This window comes from Limimaricola variabilis (assembly GCF_014195545.1).
GTDB lineage: Bacteria > Pseudomonadota > Alphaproteobacteria > Rhodobacterales > Rhodobacteraceae > Limimaricola > Limimaricola variabilis.
In genome coordinates this window covers 490,348-506,033 of sequence record NZ_JACIBX010000001.1, presented here as the reverse complement: position 1 = coordinate 506,033, position 15,686 = coordinate 490,348, and the positions used below count along the sequence as shown (strand labels likewise).

Sequence of the window (15,686 nt, the reverse complement as noted above, 5' to 3'; positions counted from 1 at the left end):
ATGGCAAAGACACCGAAAAAGCCCGGCGCGGGCACTGGCAACACCTCGGGGCGCGGGCAGCGCGACCTGACCATCAAGGTCAAGACCGCGCGCGGCCGTAAGATGAGCTCCAAGCTCTGGCTTGAGCGGCAGCTCAACGACCCCTATGTCAAACGCGCCAAGGCCGAGGGCTATCGCGGCCGCGCCGCCTACAAGATCATCGAACTCGACGACAAGTTCCGCTTCCTCGTGCCGGGGGCACGGGTGGTCGATCTCGGCTGCGCACCGGGCGGCTGGTGTCAGGTCGCGGTGGCACGAGTCAACGCGCTCGGCGCGAAATCGGGCAAGGCGGTGGGCAGCGTGCTCGGCGTCGACCTGCAGGAGGTGGAGCCCATCGCCGGCGCCGAGATCCATCAGCTCGATTTCATGGAAGACGACGCCGATCTCCAGGTCAAGGAATGGCTTGGCGGCGGCGCCGACGTGGTGATGTCGGACATGGCCGCCTCGGCCTCGGGTCACAAGCAGACCGACCACCTGCGGATCATCGCGCTGTGCGAGGCGGCCGCCCATTTCGCCTTCGACGTGCTGGAGCCGGGCGGCACCTTCGTCGCCAAGGTGCTGGCGGGCGGCGCCGAAGGCAGCCTCCAACAGTTGCTCAAGCGCAAGTTCGACAAGGTGCAGAACGTCAAGCCGCCGGCCTCGCGCTCCGACAGCTCGGAGAAATTCGTCATCGCGACCGGCTACAAGGGCCGCGACGACGAGACCTGAGGACGACGAGGGCTAGAGGCCGCAGCCGCGATCCCGGGCCTTGAGGCGCGCCAGCAGATAATCCACCTCGGCCCGGGCGGCCGGGTTCAGCGCCGCGCCCGGCGCGCGCAGATCGGGATGGGCGATGAAGCCGCGCTGCGCCAGTATGTGCTTGCGTACCGCGAGCCCGATGCCCGGCTGGTGCTCGTAGCGCAGCAGCGGCAGATGCGCGTCGAACAGGTCCTGTGCCGCGTCGCGGTCCTGCGCGGCGAGATCGACCACCCGGCGCAGCATCTCCGCAAAGGCATAGCCGGTCATCGCGCCATCCGCGCCGCGCCGCATTTCCATGTCCAGAAACAGCGCGCCGTTGCCGCACAGGATCGACAGGGCGCGCATCTCGCCGCGCTCCTGCCAGTTCCGGATCGCCGAGATCTTATCGAGGCCGGGCCAGTCCTCGTGCTTGAGCATGACGCAGGAGGGGTTCTCCGCCACCACCCTGCGGATCACCGCGTTCGACATTACGACACCGGTGGCGGTGGGATGATCCTGCAGCACGAAGGGCACATCGGACCCGATCTGCGCCACCGCCTGCGCGAACCAGCCGGCGATCTGGTCGTCGGTGCGCATGGAAGGGGGCGGGGTCATCATGACCCCGGCGGCCCCCATCTCCATCGCGGCCGCCGACAGCCTGCGCATCGCCGCAAAGCCCGGCGCCGAGATGCCCACCACCACCGGCAGACCGCCCGCATGCGCGATCACCTCGCGCACGACCGACAGGCTCTCCTCCGGCTCGAGCTTATGCGCTTCGCCCATGATTCCGAGGATGGTCAGCCCGTCGACGCCGCAGCCGACATAGCGCTCGGTCATCCGGCCGAGCGAGGCCATGTCGAGCGCGCCGTCCGGCAGGAACGGCGTCGGCGCGATGGCGAAGACGCCGCGCGTCTCGGCGGAGATCATTCGCCGCCCTCCTTCCAGGCGGCGTAGCGGGCGCGGGTCGACTCGTTCATCGGGTAGAGGCCGGGCAGCTTCTCGCCGCGCTCCACCTCCTCGACGATCCAGCCCTCCATCCGCTCCTGCTCGATGGCCTCGCGCGTCACCTCATCGACAAGGGCGGCCGGGATCACCACCGCGCCGTCGGCATCGGCCACGATCATGTCGCCCGGCACCACGCAGACCCCTCCGCAGCCGATCGTCTCCTGCCAGCCGGTGAAGGTCAGCCCAGCCACAGATGGGGGCGCGGCGGCGCCGCGTGCCCAGATCGGCAGGCCGGTCGCGGCCACGCCGGCCCGGTCGCGGATCACCCCGTCGGTGACCAGCCCGGCCGCGCCGCGCTTGACCATCCGCGCGCAGAGAATGTCGCCGAAGACGCCGGCATCGGTGATTCCCATTGCGTCGATCACCGCGATGGCGCCTTCGGGCATCTCCTCGATCGCGGCGCGGGTCGAGATCGGGCTGCTCCAGGACGCCGGCGTCGCCAGATCCTCGCGCGCGGGCACGAAGCGGAAGGTGAAGGCGGGACCGACGATCCGGGTCTCGCCCTCGGGCATTGGCATGGCGCCGCGGATCCAGACGTTGCGCAGCCCCTTCTTCAGCAGGACCGTGGTCAGCGTGGCGGTGGTGACGCCGCGCAGCGCGGCGATCGGGTCGGTCTCAAGGGTCATCGTCATCCTCGCTCCTCGGCCCCGTGGGGCCGCTCATGCGGCGCAGACTGGGCGGAAACGCCGGGACTGCCAAGCCATGATCGCCGATCGAAAAAATGCGCCAACGGACCGACCCGATCTGTCGCTGGGCGGTTGGGTCCGGTTAGGCTCCGAAGGAGCAGATGCAATTCACAAGATGGCAGGCCCATGAGTTCAGGACTTTTTGCACTTCTCGACGACGTCGCCCTGATCGCCCGGACCGCCGCGGCCTCGCTCGACGATGTCGCCGCCGCGACGCTCAAGGCGGGGACGAAATCGGCCGGGGTGGTGATCGACGACGCCGCGGTGACGCCCAAATACGTGCTTGGCTTCGTCGCTGAGCGCGAACTGCCGATCGTGCGCAAGATCGCCGTCGGTTCGCTCCGCAACAAGATCCTGATCCTGCTGCCCGCGGCGCTGGCGCTGAGCTTCCTGGCACCGTGGGCGATCACGCCGCTGCTGATGCTGGGCGGGCTGTATCTGGCCTATGAGGGGGCGGAGAAGGTGGCCGAGGTGCTGCTTGGCCATTCCCATGCCGAGGCCGAGAAGAAGGCGCTGGACGAGGACACGACCGTGCGCGGCGCGATCCGCACCGATTTCATCCTCTCGGCCGAGATCATGGCACTGACGCTGTCGACAGTCACAGGCCTGCCCTTCGTGACCCAGGCGATCGTGCTCGGGCTGGTCGGCATCTTCATCACCTTCGCGGTCTATGGCGCGGTGGCCATCATCGTGAAGGCCGACGATGTCGGCGCCGCGCTGGCCGCGCGCGGCCCCTCGGGCATCCTGCCGGCCATCGGCCGGGGGCTGGTCAAGGGCATGCCTTGGGTGCTCAAGCTGCTCTCGGTGGTCGGCACCGCGGCGATGCTATGGGTCAGCGGCGGCATCCTGATCCACGGGCTCGAGACCTATTACATCTCCGGGCCCGAGCACGCGGTCGAGGTGGCGCGCGAGATCGTGGCCGCGAACGCGCCGATCCTCTCCGGCGCGCTGGGCTGGCTTGCCGGGGCGACGCTGATGGGCGTGGTCGGGCTAATCGTCGGCGGCGTGCTGGTCGCGTTGAAGAGCGTGATGCCCTTCGGCGCGAAGGCGCACTGAGGTACGAAGAGGCTCAGGGAAGAGAGAACACTTACCCGAAGCGGCGCGCCTCGGCTTCACGAAGACGTGGGGCGCGCATCATCGCGCGTCCATCTTCACCGGTGATTTGGTAGTCTTGGCATGCGGGCGTCGCGGCCGGCCGTGATGCGCACGGCACGGGCGATCCACCGCATCTGTTCGCCGGGCGATCAGGAGGAGCCGAGATGACCCGAGAACATGCAACACGCCGCGCCTTTCTCGCCACTGGTGCGGCGGCTGTCGCCACGCTCGCCACAGCGGCATCCGGGCTGCTCGTCCCGGCGCGGGCGCAGGGCCTTGCGCCAACGCCCAGCATGCGCGGCGGCGCCAACAACTATCTGCCCGGCGCGCCTATCGTCGAGCGCATCGGCGGCGGCGGCTTCTGGATGACCGGCAGCGTCCGGCGGGCTGGCGATGGCGCGCCGCTGCAGGGGGTGCGCATACAGATCTGGGCCCACACGACCGAGGGACACGAGCGCGACCCGCACAGCCACGGTGCCACGCTCACCGATGCCCAAGGCCGGTTCCGGCTCGAAATGCCACAGATCGTGCCCGCCTTCGGTCAGCCGCATGGTCACCTCGCCTATGATGACGCGGCGTTCGAGACCGTGTTCCTGCGCCCGGTGATGCCGAGTTCGCGCGACACGAGCCTCAGCGCGGATTTCGTGCTCCAACCGGCCTGAGCCCCTTGGCTTCGACGCGTGCGGTCCTGATCTGGGGCGCTCTCGCGGTGGCCGTCATCGTGCCAGTCGCCATCGCGGCCCACAGCCCGCTGCTGGCCTGGCGCAGCCCGGTCTATATCGCTGCCGGCCTTGCGGGCGTCGTCGCCATGACCCTCGTTCTCTTTCAGCCGCTGCTGGTCGGAGGATATCTGCCCGGCCTGCCGAGGCCGCGCGGTCGACGCCTGCATCGCTGGGTCGGCGCGGCGCTGGTGACGGCAGTCGCGCTCCATGTCGCCGGGCTCTGGCTGACCAGCCCGCCGGACGTGATCGACGCCTTGCTCTTCGTGTCGCCGACGCCGTTCTCCGCCTGGGGCGTCATCGCCATGTGGACGGTCTTCGCTGCCGCTTCCCTGGCCGCCCTGCGCCGACGGCTACGCCTTCGACCAAGGGTCTGGAGGCTCGGTCACACGGCACTGGTGATGGTGGTGGTCCTGGGCAGCGTCGTGCATGCGCTGCTGATCGAGGGGACGATGGGGACGGTTTCCAAGGTGGTGCTCTGTGCCTTGATCCTGGCGGTGACGGTCAAGGTGCTGCTCGACCTGCGGACATGGGCCTTGCTGGCGCGGTCGTGGCGCTGAAAGCCAATCCTTGGCGAGGAGGGCGTGGGAATACCTGCGGCGGCCCGAACACGAACAGGCTAGCCGCTACCTCCGCCTGTCGTCGTCCCCAGCCCTTCCGCCAGCGCATCGAAGACCACCCGCAACCGGCGGGATCGCGCGATGTCCCGATGTGCGACGAGCCAGACCGGAAAGGCGATCGGCTCGAAATCCGGCACGGCACGTTCGACCGCCGGGTCGGCGTCGCCGATGCGATCGTCGAGGATGCCGATCCCCATTCCCCGGCGCACCATCTCCCACATCACGGTGAAGTTGCGACAGCGATAGGGGAAGTTGGCCGTCTCGAGGGCAAAGCCATGCGCGTTGAGCAGGTTCATGAGGCTGCCCTTCGCGTCGATCTCGATGAACTCGGCCCGCGAGAAACTCGCCTTTGTCTGCGGCCGCCCGATGCGGTCGAGATATCCGGGGGCCGCGTAGAGCCGGGCCATGGCATCGCGGACCTTGCGCGCAATCAGGTCGGGCTCGGTCGGCCGGACGTTGCGCACCGCGATGTCGGCCTCGCGCCGCGACAGGTCGGAGAGGTCGTTGGAGACGACGACCTCGATCCGGATGCGCGGCTCGGTGGCATGCAGGCGTTCGAGTATCGGTGGCAGCAGGTAGCTGGCATAGGCGTCGGAGGCCGAGATCGCCACCTCGCCCTCCAGCGCCTCGGTCTGGCCCCAGGCCGCCAGCGACAGTGCGCGGGCGCCTTCGCCCATGAGCCGGACATGCTCAAGAAGCTCGTGCCCGGCGGGGGAGAGGCGCAGCCCTCGGCCGGAGCGTTCGAACAGCACCACGCCAAGCTCCGCCTCGAGCGCCTCGACCTGGCGGCCCAGCGTCGGCTGCGCCAGTTTCAGGGCGCGGGCGGCGGCGGAGAGCGAGCCTTCCTCAGCCGTCACCAGAAAGGCCCGAGCCCGGTTCCAGTCGAAGGTGACGCTGCGCCAATCCATGCATTCCTGCATATCAGCTCGGCAATACCGGTCAATTCTCTGCATGAGTGGTGGGGCGTAGAACAGGGCCATTCCGCAGCTCTCGACTGACAGGAGGCCGCTCATGCATCCCTTTCAGGACCCTTCGTCCCGCGCCTATGCCCGTGTGACCGGGGCGCTCTATCTCGTCATCGCCGTCGCCGGCGGCTTCTCGATCCTCTACGTGCCGGGGGCGTTGAACGTCGCGGGCGACCCGGCCGCGACCTTCGCCAACATCGCGGACCGACGCGGCCTGCTTCACGCGGGCCTGCTTGGCGACGTGGTGATGATGACCGCCGAGGTGCTGGTCACGGCCATGCTCTACCACATGTTCCGCCCGGTGAACGCGACGCTGTCGCTCGCGGCGGCCTATGCGCGGCTGATGATGGTCGCGGTGATGGCGGCCATGCTGTTCTTTCACGCGGCGTCGCTGGCGCTGGCTGACGGGACGGTGCCGCTCCAGAGCTTCGACGCGGCCCAGCGCATCGAACTGGCAGGGCTGATGCGCCACGTCCATGACGCGGGTGTCTGGATCTGGCAGCTCTTCTTCTGCCTCCACCTGATCCTGCTGGGCACGCTGGTGGCGCGCTCTGGCCTCTATCCGCGGATCATCGGCGCGGGACTGATCGTGGGTGGCACGGGCTATCTCCTCGACAGCGTGCAGATGTTCGCCTTTCCCGAAGCGACGGTGCTGGCGGCCGTGAAGGTCGCGCTGCTGATCGTGGTGACGCTGGCCGAGCTCGGCTTCGCGCTGTGGCTTCTGACCTATGGGCCGCGGGCGCCGCGACGGCACGCTGTCGCGGTTTGATCCCCACACCTCAAGGAGACCTCTCATGAAGCGCATCTGCATCGTCGGCATTTCGGGCAAGCTCGGGCAATACATGGTCGAACACGCGCTCGCTCGCGGATACGAGGTGAACGGCGTCTGCCGCCCCGAAAGCGTCGGCAAGCTCGACCGGTTCGCGGGCCGCATCACCATCCATCCCGGCCGCACCGACGATCGGGCGGTGATCGCCAAGGCCACCGAAGGCTGCGACGGCGTGCTGGTGGTCCTCGCGCCCTGGGGGGTGCAGGACTACGCCTCGGGCACCGCGCGCGCCGTGCTCGACCTCGCCCCGCCCGCGGCGCGGCTGGTCTTCTCCTGCGGCTGGCACATCAGCCGCGACGGCAGGGATCGCTACGGCTGGAAGATCCGCGCCATCGTCGCGATCGGTGGCCCGATACTGAGGGCGCTGCGGCTCGTCGATCTCGACGACCAGGTCCGCGCGACGGATCTCGTCTTCGCGTCGAGCCGCGACTGGACCGTGGTGCGCGGCTCCGATCTGGAGGAGGGCGAGAGCGAAGGCCTGCCGGTCTGGGCCCGCCATGTGGGCGACCCGATCCTCGCGAGCAACCTGACCCGGCGCACCGATTTCGCGCTGTTCATGGTGGCAGCGCTGACCGATCCGGCGCTCATTCGCGAGGCGCCCGCGATCACCGGGCGGAACGGCGCATCGGTCCGTGCCAACGCGCCACAGGTAACGGGGGCCGTTCAGGCTAGGCAGTGAGTCCGGTCATTGCGTCCTTGCCATCGCATTCGGGTCTGTCGCGCGATCCGACCCCGATGACGTCACCGCCGCCATTCATCTGAGCAAAAGAGGGTATCTCCATTCGAAATCCTCATGCAGATCCTCAGGCAGGCCGATGTCGCGCCGCAGATGCGCGTTGCAGGAAGGGCTGCGCCTGTTGTGTCGAATGATACGAAACATGATCCCGAACATGGAAGTATTCCTCTGATGATCCATTCTTCGGCTTGATCATCGATATGCCCTGCGCTTGAGTGAAACGGATAGACGACATGGTATCCATCAATACTGCTCATGATGCTCGAATCCACGGCGCTTCCTTCGATGACCTGCCTCCGCGTCTTTGCGGCGGTGGCGGAGCTGCGGAATTTCACCCGGGCGGCCGAGGCGCTGGGCCTGACGCAGACCGCCGTCAGTCACCAGATCGCGCAGCTCGAGGCCTTCGTCGGGCAGCCGGTCCTGGTCCGAAGCCGCTCAGGTGCTTCGCTTACGCCGCTCGGTCAGGCGCTGCTGCCCTCGGTCGAGGGCGGTCTGGCGCTCCTGCGCGATGGCTTTGCCACGGCGCGCCGGGCGGGGATGACCGGGCGGCTCGTGGTCCAAAGCACGCCCGAATTCGGCACGCAGTGGCTGGCGCCGCGGCTCGAGCGGTTCCTCAAGGCCCATCCCGGAATCGGCGTCAGCCTGACGATGGATTACCGGCGCGCGGATCTGCGTGCCGGAGAAGCGGATATCGCCATCTGGCTCGGCGGCGGGAGCCCGGACCTCGACAGCCGGCGTCTGGGGCTCGAGGAGGAGTTCGCGGTCTGCGCCCCCGCGCTCGCGGACCGGCTCCCCGCGACAAAGGCCTTCGGAGCCGCCCCCTTGCTACGCTACAGGGGCGGGCGTCACACGGTTCTCGATTGGGAGCGTTGGTTGGTCCAGATCTTTGGCGAACCCGCCGCCGGCGAGCCTTGGATCAGGCAGCATCTCGCGGATCCGACCGGTGGGGAGTTCGACTCCTTTGCGGAGATGATGGATGCCTGCCGCGCGGGGCAGGGCTTTGCTCTCGTACGATCCTCTCTTGTCGCCGATGATCTCACAGCCGGACGGCTCGTTCGGCCGGTCGAGGAGATCACGGTTTCGGATCTCCACCATCACCTCGTGCTCGATCGCGTCGCGGCGCAGCGGCCAGAGGTCGCGGCGTTTCGGGACTGGATCATTGCCGAGGCCGGAAAGTAGCGACGGCCCGCCTCCCAGCGTGCGCGAAGCTGCAATCCCGCAGGGTCACGTCTCGGCGCCGGACGGCCCGGCGAAATCTAGGACAGCAACCGGCAGGGCGTCAGCCGCCGGGCGATCAGGACCTTCTCCCAGACCGGGGGTATCATGTCGGCCCCGTCGGCCGAGGGCAGGACCAGGCAGCCTTCGATCACCGGACCCTGCTCGCGGCGGGACATGGGGGAGGCGACATGGTCGACCTCCAGATCGACACCGCTTCTGACAAGATGGGTCTGGCTGACCAGCGCGACCTTCCCCTCCTGCACCCGGGCGAGGTCGCTGCGCCAGTGATATTGAAATCCCGAAAGAGGGAGTTGCAGGACATCGAAGCCGGTGTCGCTCTGCCCGACCCATCTCAGCAGGGCCGGATTGGCTTCGAGTATTCGAAAGCGCGTGATTGGCGCTGAGGTGTCCACCCAGACGCGGTAATAGGGCAGGTGCTGCCCTCCGATCCGCCGCAGGCCTGCCGAGATGGAATGGCCGGAGCGCAGGGTGGCGAGAAGCTCGTGGGTCGGCGATTGGAGTTGCGCATCCAAAGCGCCGGCATGTTCCGGCTCCTTGAAGGCGCGGACCTTGCCGAGAAGGCTCTGGGCCCAGGTGATTTGGGGAACGATGGTTCTTAGCAGGCTACGGGGCGCGATGGTCATGGATGGTTCTCGAAAAAAAGGCGGACCAAGGCGGGACAGGCCTTGGTCCGCCGAAGGCGGTAGGCAGTTGACAGGCGGTCGTCAGGATTGTGGCGCAGCAGAGCGCTTCAGGCGGGCAAGGGCTGCATCATGCGCGGCCTGGTTGGCGCGGAGCCGGTGCTGGTGCCACATGAGTATGTGAAAATCCTCCTTCATCGATGAGGGCAACGCGGCGAAGCGTGCCTGCTGGCGCTGCTGGACGCGGCGCAGTCGGTCGGCCAGGTCGGACTCCGACCCCTGGCGGGGACGTGGCACGGCACGACCGACAGCGACGGAGGACGGGTCGGGCCTGCAGGGCGCCTGACAGGGTGTATCCTGCGGGATGTCCGGCGCGTCTCTCCGGTTTGCCCCTGCACCCGCCTGAGGCAGGTCCAGGGATCTGGTGCGGCCGCCCGAGGCACGGGAGATGTATGAAGTCGATGGTTTGGTGGTACGTACCATCTGCTGCATGTGTCTGCCTCTCGTTCCCGAAGCGGTCTGGACTTGAATAGGACAGCCGACGTCGGGAACTTCCGCCTCATCGTGGCGAATTGTGACAAGATGTGTCGGCAGCGTTTCCCGCCGCCGAGTTCGTGGAATTGAACGAGGGCGGCGCCGGAGATCTGCTAATGGGCATGAAGGAGAATCCCTCTTCCCAGGCACGCGACTCATGACCACCGCCGCTTCAAACATCCTCGTCGTGGACGACGACGCCGAGATCCGTCAGCTCGTGGGGCAGGTGCTGTCCCGTGAGGGCTACCGGGTCAGCGAGGCGCCGGATACCGCCCAGGCCAGGACGCGGCTGGCGGATCGCACGGTCTCCCTCATCGTACTCGACCTGATGCTGCCGGGGGAGGATGGGCTCAGTTTCTGCCGGGCGCTGCGCGGGGAGGGCGACCTCACCCCGATCATCATGCTCACCGCGAAGGGCGACGATTTCGACCGGGTTCTGGGCCTCGAGATGGGCGCCGACGATTACCTGCCCAAGCCGTTTCATGGCCGCGAACTCCTCGCGCGCATCAAGGCCGTGATGCGGCGCACCTCTCCGGCCGGCCCGAGCGACAGCCCGCGTCCCGACCGCTTCATCCGCTTCGAAGGCTGGCGGCTGGATACCGCGAAGCGGGAGCTCATCTCGGATGACGATGTGATCGTGCTGCTGAGCGGCGCGGAATACGAGCTGCTCCTGGCCCTCCTGACCTGGCCGCAGGTTACGCTGTCGCGCGAGAAGCTGCTCGACGCCACGCGCGGCCGGTCGGCCATCATCTCGGATCGGAGCATCGACATTCAGGTCAGCCGGCTGCGCAAGAAGCTGGGTGACGATCCGAAATCACCCCGGATCATCAAGACGATCTGGGGCGACGGCTACCTGTTCACACCGGACGTGCTTTCATGAACTGGCGCAGCATGCGCGCGCAGACCACAGCCATCATCGTGGCCAGCTTCGTGTTGTCGCATCTGGTCGGCTACGCCTTCTATCACGTCGACCGGCAGGGTGCGCTGGAGCTGACCGAGGCCGTCGATCTCGCCGAGCGGGCCGCCGGCATCAGCCGGCTGCTGCGCGACCTTCCGCCCTCCTGGCGCGGCGAGGTCGTACAGCTCTCCGATAGCCGTGCTTTCCGGGTCTGGACCAGCACTGCCTCGCCTCCGGTTCAGGCAGAGATGTCCGAGGAGGAGAGCGGCGTGCTTGCCTATCTGCGCACACAGGTGCCCCGGATCGCGGACAACGAGATGCAGGTGCGCATGCTGGAGCGGGTCTCGGACGCGATCAGCCCGCCGGAGTTCGATCCCACCAACCGCCTCGGCTCGCCGGCGGCGGCGATCGATCTGCCGCAGGATGGCCCCGGCCTCCTCGTTTCCATTCGGCACGGGCCGGAGGAATGGATCAACTTCCTCGGGACCTTCAGCACCCCGGTGCCGCTGTCGCCGGGGCTGCTCATGGCCAACCTAATTTCCGCAGTGATCGGAATTGCCCTCGTCGCCTTCTGGCTCGTGGGGCGGGTCACGCGGCCGCTCGCGCGATTTGCCCAGGCCGCCGAGGCGCTGGGCCAGGACCTATCCAGCTCGCCCTTGCCGGTCTCGGGGCCGCAGGAGGTGTCGCAGGCGGCCCGTGCTTTCAACCGAATGCAGGCGCGGCTTCGTCAGCTGATCCAGAGCCGGACCGGAATGCTGGCGGCGATATCGCACGATCTGCGCACGCCGCTGACCCAGATCCGGCTTCGCGTCGAAGCGATGCCCGCGAGCGAAGACCAGACCAGGATCCTCGGCACGATCGACGACATGAACACCTCGATCGGCGGCTTCCTGGCCTATGCGCATGCCTCGCATGAGGGGGAGCACCGCTCGAAGGTGGATTTGGGCGCGCTGGTCAGCACGATCTGCGACGATCTCGCGGATTGCGGCGCACCGGTGGATTACGACTGCAAAACCGGCCTCATCGTCAGGTGCAAGCGCGTGGCGATGAAGCGCGCCATTCTTAACCTCATCGAGAACGCCGTGAAATACGGGCACTCCGCCCAGGTCGTCGTGGCCCGGAATGGCCGGTTGGCGGAGGTGATCATCGAGGATTGCGGACCGGGCATCCCCGAAGGGGACCTGCCGCGACTGCTGCTGCCGTTCAAGAAGGGGGGCGTCAGCGGGTCCGATCGCGAAGGGGGCGGCCATGGCCTCGGCCTCGCCATCGCGCAGGCGATCGTGGAAGACCACGGCGGAGAGCTGCGCTTCGCCAATCGCAAGAATGGCGGGTTGCGGGTCCACCTGACCATGCCGACCACGGAGGATGTGTGATCCGGCCGAGCCTGTAGGCTTTCATCGGATCAAGAATGCCCCCGAGCGTGCTCCCACGCCTGCGGCAGGCCGCCGTCCCAGCAGGCGCCGCTTCTGGGTTCAGGCCATCAGGTCGGTATCAGGCAGCGCCTCGATGCGCTCGCGTGGCAGCTTCATCACCACGCAGAAGCCGGTTTCGTCGAGGCGCCGCTCGAAGCTGCCGCCCAACCGGCCTTCGACCATGTGCTGCATGAGTTTCGTGCCGAACCCGACACGCTCGGGCGTCGGCGGCGGGACGGTCAACGGGACGGCGCGATGCTCGTGCCATTCCAGGACCAGTTCGTCGCGCCCCTCGCCGAAGCGGGCCGCGACGACAAGACGGCTGTCCTCGCAGGAGCTGCCATGCTTGAGCGCGTTGGTGGCGAGTTCGTTCAGGATCAGCGCCAGCGGCATGACGCTGTCCCGGTCGACCGTCATGTCTGGCGCCTCGATGGTGATCCTGTTCCGCTCGGGGAGGATGCTGATCGCCTCCTCGATCAGCGCCGGAAATGCCACGCTCTCGCTGGCGTCCTCGACGGCCAGGCGATTGGCCTGACCCACCGCCACGAGGCGCCCAAGGAATGCCTCGTCCAGCTCTTCCTTGGTCCGGGCCTCGCGCGAGCAGCTGCGATAGATCGAGGCCAGCACCGAGAGGCTGTTGCCCACCCGGTGGCTCATCTCGCGGCGCAACGTCTCGCGGTGCTCCGCGTTCTCCTTGCGCCGGATCGCGACGCCGATCTGGCTTCCGATGGTCTCGAGCATCCGGAGGATCTCCGGATCGAGACGGGCCTTGGAGGTCCCGAAGAACTCGAGCACGCCGTGGATCTGCCCGCCTTGCCGGACGGGCAGGGCGACCGCGCGAGACAACCCGACCTCCTCGAACACGCTGCGGCGGACGAACTGGCAGGACGATGCGAGGTCGTCGAGCGACTGCAGCTGACCCGACTGCCAGGCACGTCCCGGCAGGCCCTCTCCGAGGCCGAACCGCACCACGCTCGTGGCCTCGACCACCGGCTGGAAACGTGGGTCCGCCAAGTGCCAGATGCCGGTGGGGTGCAGGCACGCATGGGGGCCACGCCCGCGCACGACGTGGAAATGCCCCGCCTCCATCCCGGACACGGCGCAGACGTTGTCGAGGCAGAACTGCGTGAACTCGTCGAGCGAGACGTCGTCCAGAAGCTTCTGCGCGACGGCGAGCAGCGCCTCTCCCTCGCGGGCCCGCAACTCCTGCGCGCGGCGCGCGGATTCTTCGGCGGCCATGCTGCGGATGAAAGCGTAGAAGATCCGTCCGCCGCCATCGCCGGGCATGGGGAAGATCGACAGTTCGATGGGAAACTCGGCGCCGTCACGATGCAGGGCGGTGATCCGGACCCGCTGTTCGAGAACCGGCCCTTCACCTGTGCGGTTGTAGCGTTCCAGTCCGCGCGCATGGCCTTCGCGATGCTGGGGCGGCACGATCAGGTCGCCCATCGAAGATCCCATCGCGTCCGCGCGGGACCAGCCGAACATCTCCTCCGCCGCACCGTTCCAAGCGACGACCATACCTGCTTCGTCCATTCCGACCACGGCATCGAGCGCGCGATCGAAGAGGGACTCCAAGTGCTTCACCGCGCCCCTCCAATACCCATGAAAACAGAGCTATCCTCGTATTGCGGCCAAGTCGAGACGCTTGGCATCGGAAGTGGTTTGTCCGGCATCGTCACCGATGGCGGCCGGTGTCTGCGTCGCGTATCGCGGCCTGCAGCTTCACCGGGCTGAATGGCTTGCCCAGCAGGGAGACCGGCGCGATGGAGGCGATGTCCAGCTCCGTCAACTCGTGCAGGCTGCCGCTGACGATGATCGACGGAACGCCCAGTTCGGCCCGCAGGAAGGCCGCCGCTTCCGCCCCGCTCGAGGGGCCCGCCAGATGCAGGTCCACGAGGGCGAGGTCCGGGACCTGCGCGCAGGCGATCTCGATCGCCGTTTCCTTCGTCGCGGCGATCCCCACCACCTCGTAGCCCATGTCCAGGATCTGCATTTCGAGGTCGAGGGCGATGAAGACCTCGTCTTCGACGATGAGGATGCGCATACCGGGCTCAGCCCGGAACCGGGAAACGGAGGGTGGTGCGCCACCCTTCCGGCGATCTTGACTGTTCGATCCGGCCGCCGATCTGGCGGGCCGACATATGGATCAGCCGCTGGCCCAGGCCGGAGCTTCGCCCGGCCTGTTCACCTGCGGCCTCGGACGGACCGGTGCCGTCATCGGTGACCGTCAGCACGAGTTCATCCGCGCTCCCGTCGCGCGTCAGGCGCACCTGCACCTTCCCTTCGGCTCGCCCGGGGAAGGCGTGCTTGAGGGCGTTGGTGATCAGCTCGTTCACGATGATCGACAGGCTGATCGCCTGGTTCGGGCACAGTCGGATCGGCGCGAGGTCGAGATCGATCGTGATGCCGCGAACGTCGCAGCCCGAAGAGGCCGCGACGTGATCGCACAGGTCGCGCAGTTGCTGGTCGACGGCCACGCTGGTCACATCGCCATCGAGGTAGAGGCTGGCATGAATGGTGGCGATCGCGTTGACCCGGATGCTTGCGGACATCAGCCTTTCGCGGGTCTCGGGCGAGGCCCGGCCGCTTTCCAGGCTGAGCAGGCTCGCCACCATCTGGAGCGAGTTCTTGACCCGGTGATTGACCTCGTCGAGCAGGATCTTCTGGTTGGCGAGCGCCGTCTTCAGCCGTTCCTCGTTCTGTCGAAACTCGGTGATGTCGACGACCATGCCGACCAGATGCGGCTCGCCATTCACCGGGCCAGGCAGGATCTCGCCGCGCGCCGAGATCCAGCGGATCGTGCCGTCGGGCAGGAGCAGCCGGTGCTCGAGATTGGTCGGGCCCGGACCCTGCTCGGCGGCGGAGAACACTTCCATCCGCACCCGGTCGCGATCCTCGGGATGGACCCGTTCGATGAACGGCTCGATGTCCTCTCCGACCTCGCCGGGGGCAAAGCCGTGCATGGAATCGACGCCGCCCGAGCGGACGAGCTTGCCGGTCACGAGGTTCAGGTCCCAGAACGCCAGCGCGGCGCCTTCCTCGGCGGTGCGCTCGCGCGCGTCGAGAAGCAGCTGCCGCGTCACCTCGGCGGTGACGTCCTCGACCAGCTGCAGAACGCAGGTGACCTCGCCCCCCTCGATCACCGGGGAATGCGAGAGCCGCCAGTAGCGGGTCTCGAAGCCGCCATCCGACATGACGATGTCGTGCCGTCCCGGCTCCAGCGCGTCGGTCTGCCGGGTGTCGACCGCACGCGCGACCGATGCCCGGATCGTCGCTTCGAGGTTGGGGGTTTCGGGGCGCGGCGGGAACTCGTCGAACAGCGGGCGGTCGAGCAATGTGGCACGCTGGCGCGCCACGGCGGACTCGAACGCCGCATTGACGTCGATGATCTCAAGATTGGTCGACATGATGATCGCAGGCACCGGGATCGCGTGCAGGATGGACCTGCCGGACAAGCTAGGAGCGTCGAGCATGGTGACCTTTCAGTACGCCGTTCGGGCTGGCCCCGAACCTGGCAGCACCGCCCTACATAGCGTGTTGCCGCCCTTAATAAAGCATTACCGTGCGAC

16 protein-coding genes are annotated in these 15,686 nt (G+C 67.6%); 9 read left to right on the top strand and 7 right to left on the bottom strand.

The genetic code is table 11. The annotated features are described in order from the left end of the window. Window positions 1–747, top strand: coding sequence for an RlmE family RNA methyltransferase (locus FHS00_RS02430; RefSeq protein WP_183469508.1), 747 nt, complete (start codon window positions 1–3; stop codon window positions 745–747). A gap of 12 nt (window positions 748–759) precedes the next feature. On the opposite strand, the gene FHS00_RS02425 is transcribed toward FHS00_RS02430, so the two are convergent. Both FHS00_RS02425 and FHS00_RS02420 read right to left on the bottom strand, forming a co-directional pair. After that, entirely contained in the window at window positions 760–1,683 is a 924-nt protein-coding gene (locus FHS00_RS02425; RefSeq protein WP_183469506.1) for a dihydrodipicolinate synthase family protein, read from the bottom strand. Next, on the bottom strand, window positions 1,680–2,393 hold the full coding sequence (locus tag FHS00_RS02420) for a ribonuclease activity regulator RraA (RefSeq protein ID WP_246390926.1): 714 nt from the start codon (window positions 2,391–2,393) through the stop codon (window positions 1,680–1,682). Before FHS00_RS02420 ends, FHS00_RS02425 begins: the two co-directional genes overlap by 4 nt. 180 nt (window positions 2,394–2,573) lie before the next feature. Between FHS00_RS02420 and FHS00_RS02415 the strand changes: the two genes are divergently transcribed. The 3 genes from FHS00_RS02415 (at window position 2,574) to FHS00_RS02405 (ending at window position 4,821) form a co-directional block, all read left to right on the top strand. Continuing rightward, window positions 2,574–3,503 (top strand): DUF808 domain-containing protein, encoded by a 930-nt coding sequence (locus tag FHS00_RS02415; RefSeq protein WP_183469504.1) that lies wholly within the window; start codon window positions 2,574–2,576, stop codon window positions 3,501–3,503. A gap of 203 nt (window positions 3,504–3,706) precedes the next feature. Beyond that, on the top strand, window positions 3,707–4,204 hold the full coding sequence (locus tag FHS00_RS02410) for a peptidase associated/transthyretin-like domain-containing protein (protein ID WP_183469502.1): 498 nt from the start codon (window positions 3,707–3,709) through the stop codon (window positions 4,202–4,204). 5 nt (window positions 4,205–4,209) lie between these two features. Further along, window positions 4,210–4,821, top strand: a complete 612-nt coding sequence (locus FHS00_RS02405) for a ferric reductase-like transmembrane domain-containing protein (protein WP_183469501.1) — start codon at window positions 4,210–4,212, stop codon at window positions 4,819–4,821. Between the two features lie 59 nt (window positions 4,822–4,880). Here the strand turns inward: FHS00_RS02405 and FHS00_RS02400 are convergent, their stop codons facing one another. Further along, window positions 4,881–5,789, bottom strand: a complete 909-nt coding sequence (locus FHS00_RS02400) for a LysR family transcriptional regulator (protein WP_183469499.1) — start codon at window positions 5,787–5,789, stop codon at window positions 4,881–4,883. Window positions 5,790–5,892: 103 nt separating this feature from the next. On the opposite strand from FHS00_RS02400, the gene FHS00_RS02395 reads away from it, so the two are divergent. The 3 genes from FHS00_RS02395 to FHS00_RS02385 all read left to right on the top strand — a co-directional run bounded on the left by FHS00_RS02395 (window position 5,893) and on the right by FHS00_RS02385 (window position 8,590). Further along, window positions 5,893–6,615, top strand: a complete 723-nt coding sequence (locus FHS00_RS02395; protein ID WP_183469497.1) for a DUF4386 domain-containing protein — start codon at window positions 5,893–5,895, stop codon at window positions 6,613–6,615. Window positions 6,616–6,640: 25 nt separating this feature from the next. Further along, entirely contained in the window at window positions 6,641–7,354 is a 714-nt protein-coding gene (locus FHS00_RS02390) for an NAD(P)-dependent oxidoreductase (protein WP_183469495.1), read from the top strand. Between the two features lie 342 nt (window positions 7,355–7,696). After that, on the top strand, window positions 7,697–8,590 hold the full coding sequence (locus FHS00_RS02385; protein WP_183469493.1) for a LysR substrate-binding domain-containing protein: 894 nt from the start codon (window positions 7,697–7,699) through the stop codon (window positions 8,588–8,590). A gap of 77 nt (window positions 8,591–8,667) precedes the next feature. Here FHS00_RS02385 and FHS00_RS02380 read toward each other — a convergent pair whose 3' ends face one another. Further along, window positions 8,668–9,273, bottom strand: coding sequence for a hypothetical protein (locus FHS00_RS02380; protein WP_183469491.1), 606 nt, complete (start codon window positions 9,271–9,273; stop codon window positions 8,668–8,670). Between the two features lie 688 nt (window positions 9,274–9,961). Between FHS00_RS02380 and FHS00_RS02375 the strand changes: the two genes are divergently transcribed. Together FHS00_RS02375 and FHS00_RS02370 are read left to right on the top strand one after the other, a co-directional pair. Further along, a complete protein-coding gene (locus FHS00_RS02375; RefSeq protein ID WP_183469489.1) occupies window positions 9,962–10,684 on the top strand; it encodes a response regulator in 723 nt (240 codons plus the stop codon). Then, a complete protein-coding gene (locus FHS00_RS02370) occupies window positions 10,681–12,075 on the top strand; it encodes an ATP-binding protein (protein WP_183469487.1) in 1,395 nt (464 codons plus the stop codon). Before FHS00_RS02375 ends, FHS00_RS02370 begins: the two co-directional genes overlap by 4 nt. Window positions 12,076–12,174: 99 nt before the next feature. Here the strand turns inward: FHS00_RS02370 and FHS00_RS02365 are convergent, their stop codons facing one another. The 3 genes from FHS00_RS02365 to FHS00_RS02355 all read right to left on the bottom strand — a co-directional run bounded on the left by FHS00_RS02365 (window position 12,175) and on the right by FHS00_RS02355 (window position 15,590). Next, window positions 12,175–13,701 (bottom strand): GAF domain-containing protein, encoded by a 1,527-nt coding sequence (locus tag FHS00_RS02365; protein WP_183469485.1) that lies wholly within the window; start codon window positions 13,699–13,701, stop codon window positions 12,175–12,177. 91 nt (window positions 13,702–13,792) lie between these two features. Further along, window positions 13,793–14,161, bottom strand: coding sequence for a response regulator (locus FHS00_RS02360; protein ID WP_183469483.1), 369 nt, complete (start codon window positions 14,159–14,161; stop codon window positions 13,793–13,795). 7 nt (window positions 14,162–14,168) lie between these two features. Then, entirely contained in the window at window positions 14,169–15,590 is a 1,422-nt protein-coding gene (locus FHS00_RS02355) for a sensor histidine kinase (protein WP_281372249.1), read from the bottom strand. Window positions 15,591–15,686: the final 96 nt, after the last annotated feature.

Bases quoted from the DNA above. Each gene is read 5' to 3' on its own strand.
- FHS00_RS02430 (WP_183469508.1), top strand. From the start codon at position 1: ATGGCAAAGACACCGAAAAAGCCCGGCGCGGGCACTGGCAACACCTCG.
- FHS00_RS02425 (WP_183469506.1), bottom strand. From the start codon at position 1,683: ATGATCTCCGCCGAGACGCGCGGCGTCTTCGCCATCGCGCCGACGCCG.
- FHS00_RS02420 (WP_246390926.1), bottom strand. From the start codon at position 2,393: ATGACGATGACCCTTGAGACCGACCCGATCGCCGCGCTGCGCGGCGTC.
- FHS00_RS02415 (WP_183469504.1), top strand. From the start codon at position 2,574: ATGAGTTCAGGACTTTTTGCACTTCTCGACGACGTCGCCCTGATCGCC.
- FHS00_RS02410 (WP_183469502.1), top strand. From the start codon at position 3,707: ATGACCCGAGAACATGCAACACGCCGCGCCTTTCTCGCCACTGGTGCG.
- FHS00_RS02400 (WP_183469499.1), bottom strand. From the start codon at position 5,789: ATGGATTGGCGCAGCGTCACCTTCGACTGGAACCGGGCTCGGGCCTTT.
- FHS00_RS02395 (WP_183469497.1), top strand. From the start codon at position 5,893: ATGCATCCCTTTCAGGACCCTTCGTCCCGCGCCTATGCCCGTGTGACC.
- FHS00_RS02390 (WP_183469495.1), top strand. From the start codon at position 6,641: ATGAAGCGCATCTGCATCGTCGGCATTTCGGGCAAGCTCGGGCAATAC.
- FHS00_RS02385 (WP_183469493.1), top strand. From the start codon at position 7,697: ATGACCTGCCTCCGCGTCTTTGCGGCGGTGGCGGAGCTGCGGAATTTC.
- FHS00_RS02380 (WP_183469491.1), bottom strand. From the start codon at position 9,273: ATGACCATCGCGCCCCGTAGCCTGCTAAGAACCATCGTTCCCCAAATC.
- FHS00_RS02375 (WP_183469489.1), top strand. From the start codon at position 9,962: ATGACCACCGCCGCTTCAAACATCCTCGTCGTGGACGACGACGCCGAG.
- FHS00_RS02370 (WP_183469487.1), top strand. From the start codon at position 10,681: ATGAACTGGCGCAGCATGCGCGCGCAGACCACAGCCATCATCGTGGCC.
- FHS00_RS02360 (WP_183469483.1), bottom strand. From the start codon at position 14,161: ATGCGCATCCTCATCGTCGAAGACGAGGTCTTCATCGCCCTCGACCTC.
- FHS00_RS02355 (WP_281372249.1), bottom strand. From the start codon at position 15,590: ATGCTCGACGCTCCTAGCTTGTCCGGCAGGTCCATCCTGCACGCGATC.